The 16,925-nt window shown below is 67.5% G+C and carries 16 protein-coding genes and 4 pseudogenes; 5 read left to right on the top strand and 15 right to left on the bottom strand.

The genetic code is table 11. The features are described from left to right. Positions 1-251: 251 nt before the first annotated feature. A pseudogene (locus OHS71_RS40590) lies at positions 252-374 on the bottom strand (IS5/IS1182 family transposase); the annotation flags it as partial. A gap of 103 nt (positions 375-477) precedes the next feature. On the opposite strand from OHS71_RS40590, the pseudogene OHS71_RS41460 reads away from it, so the two are divergent. Both OHS71_RS41460 and OHS71_RS40585 read left to right on the top strand, forming a co-directional pair. Further along, positions 478-816: pseudogene (locus OHS71_RS41460) on the top strand (hypothetical protein); the annotation flags it as partial. Beyond that, positions 768-899: pseudogene (locus tag OHS71_RS40585) on the top strand (IS21-like element helper ATPase IstB); the annotation flags it as partial. The pseudogenes OHS71_RS41460 and OHS71_RS40585, both read left to right, overlap by 49 nt. Before the next feature lie 34 nt (positions 900-933). Here the strand turns inward: OHS71_RS40585 and OHS71_RS40580 are convergent. The 5 genes from OHS71_RS40580 to OHS71_RS40560 all read right to left on the bottom strand — a co-directional run bounded on the left by OHS71_RS40580 (position 934) and on the right by OHS71_RS40560 (position 4,869). Further along, entirely contained in the window at positions 934-1,440 is a 507-nt protein-coding gene (locus OHS71_RS40580; protein ID WP_328484293.1) for a hypothetical protein, read from the bottom strand. Continuing rightward, positions 1,397-1,861, bottom strand: coding sequence for a DUF6228 family protein (locus tag OHS71_RS40575; RefSeq protein ID WP_328484292.1), 465 nt, complete (start codon positions 1,859-1,861; stop codon positions 1,397-1,399). Before OHS71_RS40575 ends, OHS71_RS40580 begins: the two co-directional genes overlap by 44 nt. A gap of 33 nt (positions 1,862-1,894) precedes the next feature. Then, on the bottom strand, positions 1,895-2,821 hold the full coding sequence (locus OHS71_RS40570) for a tyrosine-type recombinase/integrase (protein WP_328484291.1): 927 nt from the start codon (positions 2,819-2,821) through the stop codon (positions 1,895-1,897). A gap of 723 nt (positions 2,822-3,544) precedes the next feature. Further along, the gene (locus OHS71_RS40565; protein WP_328484290.1) at positions 3,545-3,859 is read right to left on the bottom strand and encodes a helix-turn-helix domain-containing protein; all 315 of its coding nucleotides are present in this window, start codon (positions 3,857-3,859) and stop codon (positions 3,545-3,547) included. Beyond that, positions 3,856-4,869 (bottom strand): tyrosine-type recombinase/integrase, encoded by a 1,014-nt coding sequence (locus OHS71_RS40560; protein WP_328484289.1) that lies wholly within the window; start codon positions 4,867-4,869, stop codon positions 3,856-3,858. Before OHS71_RS40560 ends, OHS71_RS40565 begins: the two co-directional genes overlap by 4 nt. Before the next feature lie 195 nt (positions 4,870-5,064). Between OHS71_RS40560 and OHS71_RS40555 the strand changes: the two are divergent. Beyond that, positions 5,065-5,211 (top strand): annotated as a pseudogene (locus OHS71_RS40555) (ATP-binding protein); the annotation flags it as partial. Between the two features lie 16 nt (positions 5,212-5,227). Here the strand turns inward: OHS71_RS40555 and OHS71_RS40550 are convergent. The 4 genes from OHS71_RS40550 to OHS71_RS40535 form a co-directional block, all read right to left on the bottom strand. After that, positions 5,228-5,737, bottom strand: coding sequence for a GNAT family N-acetyltransferase (locus OHS71_RS40550; protein ID WP_328484288.1), 510 nt, complete (start codon positions 5,735-5,737; stop codon positions 5,228-5,230). A gap of 343 nt (positions 5,738-6,080) precedes the next feature. Further along, complete coding sequence (locus OHS71_RS40545; protein ID WP_328484287.1) at positions 6,081-6,680, bottom strand: TetR/AcrR family transcriptional regulator; 600 nt, start codon at positions 6,678-6,680, stop codon at positions 6,081-6,083. 141 nt (positions 6,681-6,821) lie between these two features. Next, positions 6,822-7,682 carry a hypothetical protein gene (locus tag OHS71_RS40540; protein WP_328484286.1) on the bottom strand — a complete coding sequence of 287 codons (861 nt, stop codon included), beginning with the start codon at positions 7,680-7,682 and terminating at the stop codon, positions 6,822-6,824. Between the two features lie 1,065 nt (positions 7,683-8,747). Next, positions 8,748-9,329 (bottom strand): TetR/AcrR family transcriptional regulator, encoded by a 582-nt coding sequence (locus OHS71_RS40535; RefSeq protein WP_328484285.1) that lies wholly within the window; start codon positions 9,327-9,329, stop codon positions 8,748-8,750. 292 nt (positions 9,330-9,621) lie between these two features. On the opposite strand from OHS71_RS40535, the gene OHS71_RS40530 reads away from it, so the two are divergent. Together OHS71_RS40530 and OHS71_RS40525 are read left to right on the top strand one after the other, a co-directional pair. Next, positions 9,622-11,169 (top strand): MFS transporter, encoded by a 1,548-nt coding sequence (locus tag OHS71_RS40530; RefSeq protein WP_328484284.1) that lies wholly within the window; start codon positions 9,622-9,624, stop codon positions 11,167-11,169. Between the two features lie 581 nt (positions 11,170-11,750). Then, positions 11,751-12,104 (top strand): STAS domain-containing protein, encoded by a 354-nt coding sequence (locus OHS71_RS40525; protein ID WP_328484283.1) that lies wholly within the window; start codon positions 11,751-11,753, stop codon positions 12,102-12,104. Between the two features lie 186 nt (positions 12,105-12,290). On the opposite strand, the gene OHS71_RS40520 is transcribed toward OHS71_RS40525, so the two are convergent. The 5 genes from OHS71_RS40520 to OHS71_RS40500 all read right to left on the bottom strand — a co-directional run bounded on the left by OHS71_RS40520 (position 12,291) and on the right by OHS71_RS40500 (position 16,856). Further along, positions 12,291-12,773 (bottom strand): NADAR family protein, encoded by a 483-nt coding sequence (locus OHS71_RS40520; protein ID WP_328484282.1) that lies wholly within the window; start codon positions 12,771-12,773, stop codon positions 12,291-12,293. Positions 12,774-13,018: 245 nt separating this feature from the next. Continuing rightward, entirely contained in the window at positions 13,019-13,333 is a 315-nt protein-coding gene (locus OHS71_RS40515; RefSeq protein ID WP_328484809.1) for a WhiB family transcriptional regulator, read from the bottom strand. 583 nt (positions 13,334-13,916) lie between these two features. Then, positions 13,917-14,588, bottom strand: a complete 672-nt coding sequence (locus OHS71_RS40510; RefSeq protein ID WP_328484281.1) for an enoyl-CoA hydratase-related protein — start codon at positions 14,586-14,588, stop codon at positions 13,917-13,919. Positions 14,589-14,646: 58 nt separating this feature from the next. After that, positions 14,647-15,198: a winged helix-turn-helix transcriptional regulator gene (locus OHS71_RS40505; protein WP_328484280.1), complete on the bottom strand. Its 552-nt coding sequence runs from the start codon at positions 15,196-15,198 to the stop codon at positions 14,647-14,649. 83 nt (positions 15,199-15,281) lie between these two features. Then, entirely contained in the window at positions 15,282-16,856 is a 1,575-nt protein-coding gene (locus OHS71_RS40500) for an MFS transporter (protein WP_328484279.1), read from the bottom strand. Between the last annotated feature and the right edge of the window lie 69 nt (positions 16,857-16,925).

Raw genomic sequence — 16,925 nt, 5'->3', positions numbered from 1 at the left:
CGAGCGCACCGGCATCCGCGCCGGCGCCGGCCGGCACCCCTCGGCCTCGCTCCGGTTGCCGGTGACGACCTTGTCGGGATCCGGGCGCGCGTTCCCTCTCCCGGGCAGTCACCCGCCCACGGCGAAATCGCGTCGCTCGCCGACGGGCCGGCGTTGCCCGTCACAGCGACCAGAAGGGTGCCCGGCTGCCGCTCAGCGAGTGCCGCGGCGGTGCCGGCGAACGGGATGCCGTGCCCGCCTAGCTGATTGTTTCAGAATGAGGTTCGGAGTCGTCTCAAGCAGATGATGCTGCAGGCGAGTTGGAGCAGTCCGAGGTGGAGGTCGGCGCGTATCTCGTAGCGGATCCGGAGTCGTTTGAACTGGTGGAGCCAGGCGGTTGGCATCGGTGATGCACAAGATCAAGAAACTGACGGGGCGAAGTACGACGTCGCTCTCGTTGGAGCAGGTGCTGCGGTCGGTTAATCCGTCCTTCGGGGCTGGGCTGCCTATTTCCGCTACGGCGCATCGAAGAGAACGTTCTCCTACCTCGACTGGTACGCGTGGTGGAGACTGCTTCTCCTCGACTGGTACGCGTGGTGGAGACTGCTTCTCTGGATCCGCTACAAGCACCCACACCTGACCTGGAAACAGTTGCGGCGCCGCTACTACGGGGCGGACCGCATCACCGAGGGCGGCGGATGCTCGGCCAACGGGTACGTCCGGTTCGGCGGGCGGGGACGGGAAAACCGACACCGAAAACGGTGCACGGCATCCTGTCCCCGACCCAACACATGGAACTTGACCGCCGCGGCGCCGAGCTCCTCTTCCAGGTGCTGAGGGAACGTGAGGAGAAGAACAGCGTCACCATCGCGCCCAACGAGCCCTTCGGCAAAGCGCACACGTTCCGGCGAACCTGTGCCAGGCGGCGCCGAAACCAACCAGGTTCGACCAGGCTCAGGTGTTCTCCAGGAGGCGGCTCTTGTGCCAGGCCTCTCTGAGGGCTTCGAGTTCGAAGCGGGGAAAGTGCTCACCCCACTTGCCGCGATACCCGCTCTCCCCGTACGTCCGCGCGACCTCGTCGAAGCAGCGGACGACAGCGCGAGCCACGGTGCCGATGCTTTGTTGGCTCGACCAGATTTCGGTTCCGACGTTGTCGTGCTTGCTGCCGTCGGCCAGTTCCAGCACACGAAGCCACACGTCGGTGCCCTCGCGGTAGAGGATCCAGCGGAACGCGGTGGGTTCCGCCTCGAACTGCACGCGTGCCTCCGCTTCACCGGTGACGAGGCGGGCCACCGCCGTCAGTAGGTCCTCGGGGGCTGTGGAAATGTATGAGGCCGTGACCTCGGCTTCCGCCTGATGATCGGAGATGGTGCAGTCTGCCCATCCCCGCCCGCTGAGGGTCCAAACGAGCTGCATGTCAGCCGCGATGACCGGCTTCCTGGCCGAGGAAGTGCCGGACATCGGCTGCGAGAGCGGACATCTGCTCGCCGGCTTCCAGCCAGGTGGTGACGGATGCCTCCCAGCTGCCAACGGACATTCGCCACGGACGCAGGGTCCAGGTCAGCCCGACATGGCCGCCCGAGCGGAAGACCGCTCTGACCGTGAGATCGCGGTCGATGGTCTGCCAGACACGCTCTCCCTCCCAGCCCCGGAAGTCCTCGGAGAGCTTCTCCAGGAAAGGAGCCAGGTCGGCACTCCAGTTCCAAGCTGCCACGCCGTCCAGGCGAGCGTTCAGACCGGCCGCGCAGGCCTCGATGGCGTAGTGCACGCAGTCTTCGTCCTCATCGAAGAGGTCGCAGAACTTCACGGAGACGGCCCGGTCGTCCTGGCAGCGGACGGTCAATTCGGCTGGTTCGTCGGGGACGGCATCTCGGGAGCTCATCCCAGGAACAGTAAGTCAAGGAGGTGCCTGTCGTCACTGTGATTGCAGGTCAGGCAGGCGGCCGGGGTCGACGTGGTCAGCGAGATAGATCATGGTGGCCTCGGGGTCCATGCCGAACGCTGCGGCGACGAGCTTGGGGTCCATGGTGTTGACCAGGTCGAGCAATCGAGTACAGCGGATCATGCGCGGTGGGAAGCCGCAGGCGTCGAGGACGTGACTGACATAGGCGGTGGATGCCGGACCTTGGGCGGACTTCGTCTGGCGGGTGACCATCACATGCGGGTTGTCCGTCCGCTGGTCTTCGCGGTGGGCCAGGCAGCGTTCCACTGCTGCCCAAGACGGCGGATCCAAAGGAACCGGATGTGGGCGGTGTCCGAGCCGGGCGGTCCGGGCACGAACGTCGAGGTCATCGGCCTGCAGCATCTTGACCTCGCGGCTTGAAGCACCGTGTAACAAGGCGAGCATGCCCAGCAAGGCTTCGTGCGGGTGGACGGCCGGATCCGTTGTCCAGCGGCGGAACAGCACACGTTGCTCGTCAAGTGTCAGCGTCGCACCGGTGAAGCCGCTCGGTCCTCGGGCGGTCAGACCGCGGGCGGGATCGACGAGGATGATCTTCTGGGATCGCGCGAAGCGGAAGAACTGTCCGAGCACCACCAGTCGACGCTTCCGGGCCTTCGGCGAGGTGGCCAGGAAGGCTTCGAGATCGTGCACGTCGGTCAGTGCCCAGTCCTGCTTCCCGCGCTCACCGGCGAGGAACAGGGCGAGGTCACGGACGATGGCCAGTGCGGCCTCGATGGTGGCATTGGTGCGGGGCAGCGTTCCGGCACGCCGGGACCGCTCGCGTGAGCGGATCATGAAGTCGGAGAAGGACTCTACCGAAGGTCGCAGGGGCTCTGGGACCGCGACAACCCGGCGTTGCCGGCGGCCCGCCGCGAGCCGCTCGGCCTGGTCGGTGGCCATGGCCAGACCGTGACTGGTGAAGAAGGTTTCCAGGGCACGAGCGAGGGGGCCCATCGAGCGGCCCGGGCGGCGGGAGCGTTCGAGTACGGACTGGGGGAGACTGGGCTGGCCGTCCCGGAGAAGCCGTCCGAGGGAAGTGATCATCGTGCAGGCTCGGCCGACGGAGTACTTGGCGGCGAGATCTGTCGTGAAGTCCTGCAGCCAGTCGGGGGGATTGTCGAGTTCGGCGATGAGGTGCTCGGCCCGGATGAAGGGGCGGTCGGGGTGGCGCTGCCAGCAGGCCGTGCACAGTCCCAGGCCTGCGTGCTTCCGTACTCTGCCGCATTGTTCACAGGTACGGGGTGGCTGTTTGGTCTGCCGGGGACGCGAGCAGTGCCCGCACCAGCCGGTGTCCTCGCGTAGATATCCGGGCCGGCTGCAGCGAGGGCATGCCGCCTTGGCGGCGTCGCGCTGGGACTCCCGCAGGCAAGTGCGGCAGAGAGCCGAGGATTTACTCCGTACCGGACTACCGCAAGCGGTGCATACGCGCGAGCAGGTGATGCACCGGCCGGTGTCCGCCTGGAGGACGCGCTGCTGGCCGCACCGGGGACAAGCGGCCCGGGTCGCGGCCTCCTTCTGTTGGGCGGTGCAGCGGCAGCAGTAGTGCCGGTCGATGAAGCCGACCGGGGCTCCGCAACCGGTGCAGTCGCTCTGCTTAACGCCCACGATGCCGCCCTCTCCAGGTCACAGCGGAGGCATCGAACGGCCCCGCGCGGAGACTGCCTTCGGCAGGTCGGCGACCGGCCGCGGTGGGGCTGCGGGACGTTCGACGGGGGTGGTATCGACCTCGAACAGGTCGTTGGGGGTGCATTCCAGCGCGGTGCACAACGCGATCAGCGTTGACATCTTCACCTGGGATGGCTCCTTGCTGAACAGCGCGGACACCGAGGCGGAGGACATTTGCAGCCCGGCGCGTTCGGCCAGCAGCCGCTGCAGCTGGGTGCCAGTCCAGACCTCGCGCTGGGCGGCGGCCATCCGCAGACGCCATCGGATCTTCATGCGGAGCTGTCCCCCTCGGCGGTGAGTTCGCCGAGCGTGGTGGTCACCGCGCGGCGATAGGCATCCTCGATGAACGTTGCGGAGGGACGGACGTATCTCATGGTCGAGCTGACCGTCCAGTGACCAAGGAGCTGCTGGATTGCCACCAGGTCCACACCGCGCTCATAGTTGTGGGTCGCGCAGGCCCTACGCAGGGCATGCGGACTGAACCGGTCGGTCGCCGGACGGCCTTCGAGTTCCATCAGATAGCGCAAACGGTTGCGGATCGTCCCACGGTGCAGACTCCCGCCGGACTCGTCCGCGAATAGCACCGGTGAGTCGGGGAACTTCCCGCGGACGTCGTCGAGGAACCAGCGCAGGACAAGGTCAAGCCCGTCCAGCATCGGCACCCAGCGCGGCCGCGGCCCGGAGGTACGGGCGCCTTTGCCGAACCGGACGTGGAGTTTCCCGAACGGTCCCCGCGTGAAGTGGAGGTCCGGGCGGTCCAGAAGCGACACCTCTTCCGAGCGCAGGCCGGCGTGATACAGGGTCCGGAACATCGCATAGTCCCGGGCGGCGGGCGCGTACTTGCGTGCGGTGGCGATCCGGGCCTTGAGGAAGTCGAAAAACTCCGCGACCCGTTCTGGGGTCGGTGGCGGCAACTGGGCCGGAGAGTCGTCGCCGACATGCCGGGACGCGTTGAACTCATCGACCGGACAGACCAGACGGACGCCGAAACCAGCCTCGATCTCGACGGCCTTGCGGACCTGAAGGAACCGGTGGAAGCCCTTGAAGATCTGCACGTACTCGCGCCGGGTCGAGGCGGCTCGCCCGGCAAGGGCCAGGTCGCCGACGACACGGTCGATGTCTTCGGGAGTGACGTCCCAGGCGGGCCGGCCCAGCGCGGTGAGCGTCCGTTCCAGCAGGCCGATGTCGTTCTCAACCGTCACCGGACTGAACCCACGGGCCCGCCATGAGGCGACGAACGCCTCAACGCAGTCGGCCTGGAACTCCCGCGGATCGACGGTCACCGGCTCCAGTAGGACGGCACCGCCCTGGACCACCCTCAACTGGGATGCCACCGGCACACCTTCCTCGAACCTGACCGTTCAAGGCGGCACCTGGAGAATCCGGGCACCACCACGAAGACCAACGAGGACAGCAGAAGAGGATACGGGCCGGTGGCAGCGGCGATCCACGAAAAGGAACATGTGCCAGCCCCAGATGGCTGGACCAAGACCCTCACCGACCCCCGGCTCTGCGCGGCCATCGTCGACCGCCTGACCTTCAACGGCACCATCATCGAAACCGGCACCGACTCCTACCACCTCGCCCAGACCCGCGCCCGTACTGGAACGCCCTCCGTAGCGTGACGGTTTATACGTGGCATCAAACGGAATTGAAGCGCTGAAAACCAATACTTTCATAGAGCTTCCAAGCCCGAGGATTGTTTTCAGTCACTGCTAGGTTCAGTCGCGCATGACCGTGAGCGGCCAAAGCGTTCATCGATGCCTTAATGAGGTTTCGGGCGAGCCCCCGCCCCGTATGGCTTGGCGCTGTAAATACGTAAGCCAGTAGCGGTTCCCCCTGCCAACCCGTCACCAATGTCACCGCGACTGGCTCGTTACGTTCGCTCGCAACAAAGCTCGCCTCTGGTATCAGCTGCCCATACTCTCCACGGAAAACCCGACCAATCTCTTCGACAGCGGACGTAATTGTCTGCCCGGCGTCCGCTTCGTCGGGGGTCCCGCGATAAGCCGCCAGCATCAGTTCACCCAGGGCGGCAATGTCCGTGGACAGCGGGTTTGTGAATTCATGATTCGGTAGGCGCTCGGCCGTTCTAGATATATTTGCGATCATCCGGAATCGAGTTGACTCTGCGCTCGTCATATCACTCATTCATTTACACTCTTCTACGATGTGGGCAAATTCGAGTTTACCTTATAGTCGAACCACTGCGGGTCTAGTGCATATCGGCTCAAAAATTATCCGGCAGCCGCTCCGACCCGTACTGGTCTGACTGGCGTGTGAGATAGGACCTCCCAGCTCGCTGATTTCAGGCTGCGGAGACAGTGTGGCTTGTGCCACACGCGCTTACCGGCATTGTCGGAACTCGTGAACATTCGGGGGCAGTCTTGCCCTTGCCCGCCGTCCGAACTGGTCGACAAACGCTGTCCTCAGAAGTGAACGTAGCTAGGCGACCGGCGGCGTCCCGGATTGCGCCGGCCCCGCCCCGGCTCTCTCATTCATCGGCGGATCGGGCCGGACGGAGAAGTGCACCAAGTCCTGGAGCCAGGAGGCCGACGATCTGCTCGGAGTCCATGACGGCGAGCGGGTTCAGCCTGAGAACGTAACGGCTGAAGATCAGTCCGAGAGTTGTCATCAGCACGGCCCCAGCTCGTTCCGCGGCGTCGGTCCCGCCGATGCGTTCCGCCAGCCGGGCGGTCAGTTCCCGCTCGACGTACTCGCGGAACGCACGCAGGAGCGCCGGGTCCCGCTGGGCCTGGGTGACCAGCAGCGTCAGCGAACCACCGAATTCCGGATCGTCCCATACGGCCAGGACAGCCCGGATGATCTGCTGAGGCATCTGCTCGGGATCACCCTCGAGCACGCGGGCCATCACCTGGCCCGGGCTGATCCCGAGCGCCATCGCCCCACCGAACAACCCTTGCTTGGAGCCGAAGTGATAGCTGATCAGGGCCGGGTCCACGTCGGCTGCCGACGCCACGGCTCGCATCGTCGTCGCGTTGTAGCCGCGCCGCAGAAACGCCGCCTTCGCCGCCGCCAGAATCCTCTCCTTGGCGTCGGAGCCTCCACGCGGACGTCCACGAGATTTATTCATCACCATTGAATATCATGCGACGGACACCCTCGCGCGGCGCCGCAGGTGCTCACACAACCCAGGTCACGCCTCACCGGCGCCCAGCGGGCGGCCGGGGGCGACGGCCGCGGCGGTGAGCGCCGCTGCCGCCGCCCTGCGGGCTCAGCGGGTGATGTCGACAAAGGCCATGGGCCGGTCGGCGACGGTGTGGAACGCGGCCTCGTTGCGGCCCCACCAGTGACCCGTCGGCTTGCCGGTGACCGCGTCGGCCTGGATGAAGACCGTTCCCCGGCCGGCGCCGCTCCATTCCTTCGTGGCAAGCCCCGGAGAGCCCTCGACCCGGCTGTCGCGGAACGCCCAGTGCGGCGACGTCCTGGATGAGAAGGCGACGCCGTGCGGGGCGGAGGTGCTGTCGGAGACCCTGACCGCGTACTCCTGGGTGGCGCTGTTGCCGTCGCGCTCGAACGGTGTCACGGACTGCACGACCATCATGTGCCCGGTAGCGCCCCCGTCCGAGCTGTCCAGGTACTTCACCGCGATGACGGAACCCGCATGCAGGTCGCTGACCCGCTGTGCGGAGGGGCGGCTGACGTGATCGCTCATGTCATCGAGCGCACCGCCGGCGGAGGTGTCGGTGAAGGCGTCGTAGTACTGCTCCGAGGTAGGGCTGCGGAAGCCGATACCGGCGGTGAACCACGCGTCGGTGGCCCAGGAGTAGGCATGTTTCATCGAGGCGGTGAGGAACTGCGCGCACTTGGCCTCGACCTGATAGGAGCTGGGATTCCCGGGCGTGCCCCAGACGACCGTGGCGGTGGCGGAGTCCGCGTGGTCGAGAGCACCGGGGTAGAAGTTCTCCGGGTCCTGTCCTGGCCAGCCGAGTGTCGCGAGTTGGTCGATGATCTCGTTCTCGGCGGCCACCAGGGGGGCGCCGTCTTCGGTTCCGGCTGCCTGCGCCGTCGCCGGCATGACCGCCAGGAGAACGGCTGTCGACACTGCGCACAGGGGGCCTATGAGCTTGTTCATCGTGCTGGTCTTCCTCTTTCTGTGGTGCTGTTCTGCCGTGGCGGAGTCGGTTACTGCCTGCAGGGCGGGGGGCGAGCGGCACAGCCGGATGTCGTGCAGTGCTGCGGGCGGGATCAGCCGTCGCACGGCGCCGTGCCACGGGAACCGGCCGCCCTGCCGTCTCAGCGACCCGCCGGCATCACCGGGAGCGGCCGGAGTCCGGGCCCCGCACTGAGGGGCGTTCCAGGTCGGCCGCCCTCCCCCACCGCGAACTTGCCCGCCTTTGGCACCGCTGCGGTTGCTCGGGCAGGCAGAGTCAGTCAACCGTGAGCCGGGGAAGCGGAGATGAGTAATCTCTGCCCATCCGGGCGGCCGGGGGCAGGCCATACGTCTCACCGGAGGCGCTGGCTCTGATCTCAGACCTCCGAGGCACCGGGTCGATCTGAAACGTAGATCTCGTGGTCCTTCAGCGTGATTGCGCCGGGTCCGAGGTGGCCGCGGCCACGCTGTGCCGATCGCGTCCGGCAGCGACGTGTCAGGGAGCTCGCCGCTGATCTGGGACCGTCTCGAAGACGCTCAGGAGCCGGAGCGGGCCGCCGAGCAACCCCGCGCTCTTGTAGACGCATCACGCGGCTACGCACGCAGGAAAGGTCAGCGAGGCTGCGCAGGAGGAACGCTTCCTGTTCGGCGGCCGCAGCGCTCCGGCGTGGAGCGGCCGTGCACCGTCCTCGCCGTCTCTTGCTTGATTTCGTGCTGTTGGCACAGAAAATGCGGCCCCACCGTGCAGCTGATGCCGGACCCGCCACCCGGATACGCAGGTGCACGCCACGGACGGCACCCGGTGGCGCCCAGATCACCGCCGAAGTACGGGAGATGGGCAAGTGTGTCAGCGACGAACGGGCGGCCGGTCATGCGCTGGGCCGGCCTGACAGGACTGGACTGCGCAGGAAGCGCCGTCCCACCATGAAGGCCGCCGCACAGACTGGCGACCTGACCGCTCGCGGTTTCAGCCCCGCGGCGGTGGACACGAGGTGGCCGACGGCACCGCCTGGGGCTCCGACCGGTTGCGTCGTCTGATCTGCCTGTTCAATGGGCGGATGCCTGCGGTTCGAGCATGCTCCGGACGGCGGGCGTGTAGGCGGCGACGATCTCTTCAGGCGTCATGCGCACCACGGCTGGGATGCGCAGCAGATAGCGGGTGAGGGCGAGGCCGAGCAACTGGGCGGAGACCAGGCCGACGTTGTCTTTGGTGGCTGGGCCGAGGGCCGGGGAGACCTGGGCTGCGAAGATCTCCCGCATGCGGCGTGCCGCCTGGTCGTTGGTGACGGCGGAGCGCAGAAGCAGCAGGAGCGCGTCGTCGGCGCCCTCGTGCTCCCAGCGGTGCAGGAAGTGCCGCACGAGGGCTTCGGCCCGTTCCTCTGCCGGGATGGCGGACAGGTCGGGAAGGTGCAGGTCGATGTCGAGGGCGGCGTCGAAGAGCTGGGCTTTGCTGCCGTAGTAGCGCATGACCATGGAGGGGTCGATGTCCGCGTCGGCCGCGACGGCCCGGATTGTCGTGCGTTCGAAGCCCTGAGCGGCAAAGCGCTGGCGGGCGGCGTCGAGGATCGCTGTCCGGGTGCGGTCGGAGCGTCGAGGGCCGGGGGGTGCTTCTGCGTTGTCTGCTGTCATGCCAACAAATGTAGGCCATCGCTCGTTGACTTTCCATCCCCATGAGTGCGTTAATGTCAACGCAGGTTGGCCAACATGCGTTGGCATCCGGTGACTTTCGTGGTGCTGCCCGTCCCGCCCGGGGCGGGCAGCACGGACGGCAGCGGTCGACACCGGCCTCCCATCACTTTGCGCTAGCGCGCTATAACCCTGCGCTGCCTGCTGGACGCCGCGCCTCCAGGGCGGCTGCATCCGCCATCGGATCCGTCCATCGCACCAGCGCACCTCTGTCCAGCGGGAAAGGACGCCTCTCATGAACCGAGGCCTCACAGAACAAGGTCACAAAGTGGTGCGTCACGGCGCGGTACTGGCCGTCACATGCCTGGCTCTGGCAGCCGTCGTCTCGGCCATGGCATCGCTGAACGTGGCCCTGCCAGACATCGCCCGGGAGACCCACGCAAGCCAGACGCAGCTGTCGTGGATCATCGACGCCTACAGCCTGGTCTTTGCCGCCCTTCTGCTGCTGGCGGCGACTCTGGGCGACCGGTTCGGCCGACGCCGGGCCCTGCTGGGCGGCCTCGCTCTGTTCGCGGCCGGATCGGTCGCGGCCGCGTTCTCCTCGGAACCCGGGGTTCTCATAGCCCTGCGAGCTCTGCTGGGGGTGGCGGCCGCCTTTGTCATGCCCGCCACGCTCTCGACCATTACCAGCACCTTTCCCCGCGAACAAAGGACGCGTGCTGTCAGCATCTGGGCGGCCGTCGCGGGAGCGAGCGCCATCCTGGGCCTGGTGACTTCCGGCGCCGTGCTCGAAGCATGGTCCTGGCGGTCTGTCTTCTGGGTGAACGTCGTTCTGGCGGTCGTGGCGTTCATCGGCACTTACGTCTTCGTGCCGGAGTCGGCCGAGGCAACGAAGCAGCGCGTCGACACCGTCGGCGCCACGCTTACCGTCGTCGGCCTGGGAATCCTGGTCTACTCGGTCATCCAGGCGCCCGAGCACGGCTGGGGAAGCACCCGCACCCTGGCCGGCATCACCGTGGGACTCTTCGTGCTCGCCGGTTTCATCGTCTGGGAGCTGCGCCACCCCTACCCTCTGCTGGATCCCCGGCTCTTCCGCAACAAGACGTTCGCAGCCGGGACTTTGTCGATCACCTTGCAGTTCTTCGCGTTCTTCGGGTTCATCTTCGTCGTCATGCAGTACCTGCAGCTCGTGCGAGGCGACAGTGCGCTGATCGCCGCCCTGAGCGTGCTGCCCATGCCCGCCGCCATGATCCCGAGCGCCCGGCTGTCCCCGAAGCTGGCAGCACGCGTCGGCGCCCGCCGTCCCTGGATCGCAGGGCTGATCGCCGTCGCCGTCGGTCTGAGCGTGCTCGCCGAGCTCGACAAGACGAGCTCCTACTGGCTCATCGTGACGGGGCTCATTCCCCTGGGCGCCGGCATGGGGCTGGCCATGACGCCCGCCACCGCGGCCATCACCGACGCGTTGCCCTCCCGCCTGCAAAACGTGGGCTCTGCGGTGAACGACCTGTCCCGTGAACTGGGCGGCGCCCTGGGAATCGCCGTACTCGGCAGTGCGCTGAACGCCGGCTACCGCAACACTCTCGACACCGAGGGGCTCCCGGCTCACGTGGCCGAGGCAGCTCGCTCCTCCCTCGCCGCAGCCAACATCGTCGGCGCCAAGACAGGTGACGCCGCCCTGGTCAATCAGGCCCGCGACGCCTTCGCCTCCGGTCTGCACCTCGCTCTCGTCACCGGCGCGGGAGCAGCCGTCCTGGGTGCGGCATCGGTCGCCTTCCTTCTGCGGCGCTCCCCCGGCACCCGTGACAGTGCCGACGCTCTCGACGGCATCGCCACGGAGGAATGACCGGCTCCCGCCCTCCTCCCCCGCGCTGCCTGTGCCCCGCCTCGTGCCGGCACGGGCAGCGTCGTGCTTGGCCAAGGCCGTGAGGCCGGGAGGGTGCACTGCGGATTCTGCGCGTCGTGGTCCCGTCACGACTGATCGCACCTGCGGCAGCTGTGGGACGCGCTGACGCGATCCGTACGTCTTCGCCGTCGGGGTCGACGACCTACACAACCTCGCAGAACCGGCGCGACTGCGCTGACAGGCACCCTCTCCAATTCAGGAGCCCAGCGAGCCTGGCCCCGCCCGCCGCACTACTACTGCAACGCTTCCAGGATTCGCGCCTTCGCCGGCACCGAAATCGCCGGCCTGCCACTGAAGCCAGTTGACTGGCGCACCAGCGTTTGGAGGCCATGCTCACCCCGGTCAGCGTGTCCCGGTCCGACGAGAGCGCCTCGCGGTCCCGGTCACTGGCCTCGCACCCTTCCATGGAGCGGTGCGGTATACGAACCCGGATTTTGTTGACGTTGCAACCGTCCATGCGCTTGCGTGGGGGAGGACGCCGACTCCGTTGCGTGGATCTCCGGAGGAAACGAGGTGGTCCCATGAACGTATCCCCCCTGACCGTCTTCCAGCACACCACTCCTGCCGGTGTGCACGTCCTGGCCTTGAGCGGGGAGATCGACTACAGCAGCGTGTCCTTCGTGGGCTGGGCGTTCGACAGCGGCGCAGGCGACCGATGCGCGCCGTGCACGGTCATCGACTTCGAACACGTCACGTTCATGGACTGCAGCGGCATCTCCTTCCTCGTCTACGCTCACCGTGCCGCGCAGGAGACCAACGGCTGGCTTCGCCTGGCCCGCGTTCCCCAGCGCGTGCAGCGGCTCTTGTACATCGTCGGCCTGGGCGACCTCTTGCCGATGTATGCCACGCTCCAGGCTGCTCTCCCCTCCCCCTGAAGAGGCCGACCGAAGCCGCCAACAGCACGAGTCTCAGGCATCCGCCACGTACGCCGGCCGGACAGGCCCTGCGAACCACCGTCCCGGCTCAAGGGAAGAAAGGCATCCGCTGGAGAGGACGCCCGGTACTCGAGACCGCGGCCTGACCCGTCCTACACATGCGACACACCGCACACATCTCCCGGATCACCGCCTCGGGCGGCGGCCATCGCTGTCGAGAGCTTCGGTGAGTTCGGCGTGCAGCTGGCTACGGGTGCGCACCAGAATCCGCCCGAGCATGTTCTTGCCGTTCCCGGTCCTGCCGCGACCCCAGTAGTGATCGGTGGTGGTGTCCTCGACGATCTCTTCGTCACCGGTGGACAGCAGAATGTCACGGATATCGGCATGCGCGCGGAACTTGGTTCCCACCGCACGGCGCATCACCTCATCCTTGACCCGCTCCCAGTCCCTCCGCAGAGGTTTACACGAGTCACGGCCCAGCTCCGCTGCGCGCAGCGGCGTGCGAGCACGCCGGATGAGATCCGCGTGACGAGTGCCCTTGAATTTCTGCGCCTGGAAGTAGTGCTCCGATGTTGGCCACCAGACCCCGTCGAGGTCGAAGCCGTGATCGGAGAAGTTCGAGAAGCATCCATAAGGGACTTCGTCGGCACCATAGAAGTAAATCGTCATGGGAACCTCACGGGTGTTACGGAAACCCGCACCGTGTCAGGCATGCCCCAGCCCCGCAACCAGTTTTCCTCGCCAGGCCCGGCCTTTCAACGCACCAACGACCCGGTGAACCTTCCCGGTCCAGAGCACTAGCGGAGGGCAGAGCTGGCCACGTCGACGCCGGACGGGTAGACAAGCATGCGAAGCCTCGAGTAGAGACGGTTCTCTTGGCGGAAAACCCAACTACCAGGGGCTCCATCCGCCCGTCAGGCCAACTGCCCAGCCGACGCCATTGGAAAGGGCTCAATGCGTCCCAGCTCGGTTCGGGCGAGACTCCTCCTCGTCGCTTCATACCTGGCGGTTCGGAGCAGCTCCGTGCGTTCCTCCTCGCCGGTCCCTCCCCACACACCCGACGTCTGTGCGGTGCCGAGGGCGTAGGACAGACACTCGCCCCTCACCGGGCAGCGGGCGCAGACGCGTTTGGCGGCGGTGGCCTCCCGCAGCGCCGGCCCGGTGGTGCCCACGGGGAAGAACAGTTCGGGGTCCTCGCCCACGCAGGCGGCAGCGCGCAACCACTCCATCTCATTCCACGGCACTGCTTTGCCTTCTTTGCTGTAGAACGTGATTTTTCGTCATCCGAAGTTCCCCAGCTATATCTGGAGGCCGACCTTACCCATTTCTCGCTGAGTGTCTGCCCAGTCGCCCGTCGCTGCCGACCACTCCCCTGAATTCGTCGCCGCTGAAGGTAGACCCCCTGGATGTCCTTGGCCAGTGCTTTCCGAGTGCCTGCCGGTTCCGAGCACCATGGTTTTGGTGGGGAGGCTGTCGGGAGTGGGCCCTTTAGCTCTCCGGGGGTCCGCCACCGCAGCTCGCACATGCCAGACGCCGAAGGACACCTTCACACGCTCCGGTGCCCGTGGCCCCTAGAGGAGTGAGGTGGACCTCGGGGTCTGCAACGACTACGCACCAGGCCCGGGTTGCGGGATTCCGGATGCGGCGGCCGCTGGAACCTGCCTGATCATCGCCGCGTCCTACCCGGCTCCGGCCCGCACGCCCGCCAAGCTCGTCCGCGGCCTGCGGCCTGCGGAGGACGCGCCGCGGACGTGCCGCGCCTGCTCCTTCGCGACGGCCCGCACCGGCCGGCACGACGGCGTGTACGGCGCTTCAGCTGAGAGGAAGGGTGGTGTCGCGCAGCGTGGTCAGGGCCGGGGCGTACATGCGGGCCTTGATGGTGCCGAGGGTGGCCCCCGCTCTGCTCGCCTGTGACTGGGCCAGTGCGATGGCCGCCGTGCGCACGTCGTCCTCGGCGACTGCTCGGTCGACGATGCCGGCGGCCACCGCGTCGGGTCCGCCGTAGCGGTGCGCGGTGAGCATGGCCCGGTGCGCGGTGTGCGGGCCCAGCCGGGCCTGGATGAGTGCGGACATGCCAGGGGTGAAGGGGATGTCGATGTCTGCCTCGGGCAGGCACCAGTACCCGCGGTCTGCGCGCATGATGCGGAAGTCGTGAGCGAGGGAGAACATCGCTCCGGCCGCGAAGGCATGTCCCTGCAGAGCCGCAACGGTGATCATCGGCAGGGACAGCATGCGCGCGAAGAGCTCCTGGACGCGGACGACGTAGTCGGGGTGCTCGTCCAGGTGGGCCAGCAGCCAGTCCAGGTCCAGGCCGTTGGAGTAGAACTTTCCCGTCGCGGTGGTCACCAGGGCGCGCGGGCCGCTCTCTTTCTCGACCTTGTCCAGTGCAGTGGCGAGGGAGGCGAGCCAGTCGGGGTGGAAGCGGTTCTCGCCGTCTCCGAGGTCGAGAACGAAAACGTCGTCGTGACGATCGAGCGTGGGCATCTGACTCCTTCAAGTGAGGCGGGATCGGGTGTAGAGGGGCGAAGGTCGTCGAGGCGCTTTACCGGTTGCCCAGGCGTGAGGCGCGCAGCGAGGCTCGGGCGCGCCTGCTGTCACGACGCCCTCGCGGCGCAGGTGTGGCCGTCTGCTCACCTTCACGTCCTTCACGGACGTTTCCTCGGCCAGCTGCGTGCGTATGGCGCTGGTGGAGGCCAGGAACCCGAGCCGGGTGCCCCGGTTGCCTTCTGCGACCGGTCTTGGCCTGCGGGGTGTTGGCGCAGAGGTGGTCCTCCGCCCAGACGGTCAGGGATGCCAGGGGGATGAGGAGGGCCTTGCCGTGGGGGGAGAGCGCGTAGCGGGAACGTGATGGCGTGTCCGGCGCGGCGGTTCGGGTCACGAGGCCGAGGGTGGTGAGTTCGCGCAGGCGCCGGGTGAGCACGCCTTCGCTGAGGCCGGGGAGGCGCTCGCACACCTGGGCGACGTCGGCCGGACCCCTGGCGAGGGCCGTGATGATCAGCCCGGTCCCGCGTCTGCCCAGCAGGGAGAAGGCCCGGGTGAGGGGCACCAGGGGTTCGGGCAGGTGCGGAGGGTGGGGCTGGTGCGGCAGCGTCATGGCCGGGTCCTTCCTGGTACGGCGCGGGGCGGCGGGGTGCGGCCCTCGCGCCGTCGTGGTGGCTGTCGGGCGGTCGGCCGTGGCTACGCGGTCGACTTGGCCGTGTCGCGGTGTGTGCCGCTGTTCGGCGTCTCTGCCTGCTCCGTGCCGGGCTTGCCGGGACGGCGCAGCAGGAGGGTGACGACGACGGCGGCCAGGACGGTGGTCGCGGCGCCGCCGATGAGAGAGAGCTGCATGCCGGAGGCGAAGGCGTCGCGGGCCTCGTCGATCAGTGCCGGGTTGCCCGTGGCGTGGCCGATGTGGTTGGCGGCGGCGAGGGAGGAGCGGGCTGCTTCCGCGACCGGGGCGGGGAGGCCGCCGGTGTCGAGGGAGTCACGGTACTGGGCGCTCATGAGGCTGCCGAGGACGGCGATGCCCAGGGCGCCGCCGAGTTCGCGGGAGAGGTCGTTCACGGCGGATCCCACGTTCTGCAGACGGGGCGGCAGGGCGTCGGTGATGGCCGCGGTGGCCGGCGTCGTGGCCAGGCCCATGCCCGCACCGAGCGGCAGGAGACCGCCGACGACCAGCCAGTACGAGCTGCCGGCGTCGAGCTGGGCCAGCACGACCAGGCCGGTGGTGACCAGGACGAGGCCGACGGTCCAGGGGGCTCGCATGCCTCGCCGGGCGACCAGGAGCGGGCTGAGGCGGGCGCTGGGGATCATCGCCGCGGACATCGGCAGCACGCTCACCGCGGCCATCAGTGCGCTGTCGCCGCGCACCAGCTGGAGGTACTGCATGGTGACGAAGATGAACCCGAAGAACGCGAAGAACTGCAAAGTGGTCGAGATCGACCCGGCCGCGAACAGCTTGTTGCGGAACAGCCGCGGATCGAGCAGGGGGTGCGGGTGCCTGAGCTCCCAGGCGACGAAGGCGACCAGGACGGCGAGCCCGATGGCCATGCCTGCCAGGGTGCGCGTGCTGCCCCAGCCGTGCTCGGGCGCCTCGATGACCGAGTAGACCAGCACGCCCAGTCCCGCCACGGTGAGAGCCGCCCCGGTCACATCGATGCGCTGCCTGCCCGGCTGCGCGGACTCCGGCACGAAGAGGTAGGTGCCGATGAACGCCACCGCGGCCATGACGGCGTTCAGCCAGAACACCGATCGCCACGACCACGCCTCGAGCAGTATTCCGGAGGCGAGCAGTCCCAGCGCGGCGCTGGCGCCCGCGACCCCCGCCCAGATGCTGATGGCACGCGCCTGCTGGGCTCGGGGAAACGTGCTGGTGATCGTGGACAGCGTGGCGGGCATGACGAACGCGGCTGCCACGCCCAGCACCGCACGAAGGGCGATCAGGACGCCCGGCTCGGCCGTGAAGGTCGCGGCGAGTGATATTCCACCGAACACTGCGACGCCGCCGAGCAGTGCCTTGCGACGGCCGAAGCGGTCGCCGAGGGTCGCGGCGAACAGCAGGAACGAAGCGAAGATCAGACTGTAGGAATCGATGATCCACGACAGCTGGGTCTGGTTGGCGTGCGTCTCGCGGGCGACGTCGGGCAACGCCACGCTCAGCGAAGCCATCGCAGAGACGACGGTCGCCAGTGCCAGGCAGGTGACGGCCAGAACGGCACCGGGGCGCAAGGTGCGCACCGGTCCGCCGGCCTGGTCAGAAATGCCGGTCATGGGGGAACCTCCTTTGGATGAAACCTGGTGAGCAGCGACGGTGCACTTGGCCCCACCGCTCTTCGCAGT

The organism is Streptomyces sp. NBC_00377 (assembly GCF_036075115.1).
Taxonomy (GTDB): domain Bacteria; phylum Actinomycetota; class Actinomycetes; order Streptomycetales; family Streptomycetaceae; genus Streptomyces.
This window is presented reverse-complemented; position numbering and strand designations above follow the sequence as displayed.